At 41.5% G+C, this 1,946-nt stretch carries 1 protein-coding gene; it reads right to left on the bottom strand.

Annotated elements, in window-relative coordinates; genetic code table 11:
- Window positions 1-1,946, bottom strand: a 1,946-nt coding sequence (locus EGI32_RS11030) for an RHS repeat domain-containing protein (RefSeq protein ID WP_255155429.1), incomplete at both ends; no start/stop codon positions are given.

The following is a 1,946-nucleotide window of genomic DNA, read 5'->3' on the forward strand; positions in this document are numbered from 1 at the left end:
TGTTTAGCCGTCCCTTTTACCCTTGGAAAAAGGCTACCTTCTCTATTTCCATGTTTTTGGAGGGCTCTTCCGGCGAAAGTTAATTCAGCCCTATCTATTGCATTCCCTGCAGCAACTAGTTCAGATATAGAACTTGTTTTACTTGAATTAAAAAAATTCCTTACACCACTAACCCTCCCTAAAGATGGAGAATTACCACCTTCAGGTGCAAAATAAAATGCCGCAAATAAAAAATTAAAAATTGCAGTGTGGTTATCCGCTGCCATTTTCTCAAAGAGCATCATTTTCCTGTTAGGATCGGTTTCTTTATCTATCGCTTGTTTATTTACACCTCCGTTATGCACCCAATCTACTGTATATTGATATATTAAAAAACTCGCAATAGATTTTAAGTCTCTGCTAATAGTAGTTCCAGAAGTCACTAATTGCCCTGGTGTGCAATAATCGGTGTAACTATTATAGACAGAGACTTCATAACTTTCGAGTACTTCAGGAGATGACAGGTCAGCTTCAATTTTTTCCAGATAATCCCCTCTCCAATCCCATCTTGTATTTGGATCAAAATGTCTTAATATAATTTCAGATACTTTTGCAAAAACTTCATTGTAGGAAGTTTGTTGAAGGACTGCTAATTTTGACGGATTTGTTTCATCAAGTTTTAACGCTTCTTTTTGTTTACCTACAAATGCAGTTGTTACACTACCAACCCACACGTTTCCAGAATTATCAATATCAAAATCTAAATTTCCAATTTTATCCTTCTCTTCTAATCCGTCCAAATCGATGCAGGATATCGGCTTATTTCCAGCAAACTGGTAGGGGGTGTACCAAGGATAAGATTTAAACAATGGATCAACACTTAAGAAACGGCCGAGGCCAGGACTATAAATTCTAAATCCATAATCATATGTTGTAGTAGAAAATCCATCCTTATCCAACTCCTTCCCATTAAACCCATACCTATACCCACTTCCCCCATCAAATTTCCTTCCTGGCATTAGCATCCCGAAAGGATAGTAATCGTTGGCCGTTACTACATCCGGGCTGTAGTATTCAACTATCGTGTTGCCATCGTGAACGCCGGTCCTTTCCAGGCGCTTGTCGGTGATGGTAACGAGCACGTTGCCCAGGTGGTTGGTCAATTCAAAGAACGTAGCGCCTCTTTCAAAGGTAAACAATTCGCCGCGATCGAGGGTGGTACCGGTCATTGCCAGGAATGTGCGGCTCTCGATGCCTACATCTACTTTTGTATTGAGTATACCCAGCCTGCTGCTGCCGTAAAGGTGTACTTCGGTCTGGCAAAGCAGGTTACTGTTGAGTGCACCTCCTTCGGGTGTTTCGCCGGTCTGGTATACACTCATCACATTGCCCGACGCATCGCGTACATAGAAAGTGGTGACAGCTTTATAACTTTCGGCCGAACCTACCAGTTTTGTAGTACCTACTTTTTTACTGATGCGGTTCCCGGATACATCGTATGTATAGGTAATATCTGTTTGTGTGGTAAGCGTACCTTCCGTCTTCGATTTTTGTATACGTTCTATTTTGCCGTACACATTCCATTCGATGTTGGTGATGCCTTCTTTGGTATCTTTTATAAGATTACCGATGGCGTCATACGCGTAGTTATCATTTACACCAAGCGGGTTCTTATCGTTTTCTGCTGTAGAAAGCGGAGTATTCTCCGGTAAGTGGCTATCTATATCTTCAGTATACTTATCTTTTGGCACCTGGTCGTGCACATAGCGTAGTTTATTGCTGGTAATGCGGCCATCCGTACCTTTTTCGTATTGATAGTACAGGTTATCCATGGCTAATCCACCATTCGCAAAACCGTTGCGTTTGTAGGTCTTGATATTACCATTTGCATCGTAGGTTATTGCCTCCCGGTAATCCTGCAATGGCGTTGCTGAGAAACTATTATCATTTCCATTCACGCCTTTGTA

Source organism: Ferruginibacter sp. HRS2-29, assembly GCF_024343615.1.
In the GTDB taxonomy this organism is placed as follows: Bacteria; Bacteroidota; Bacteroidia; order Chitinophagales; family Chitinophagaceae; genus Ferruginibacter.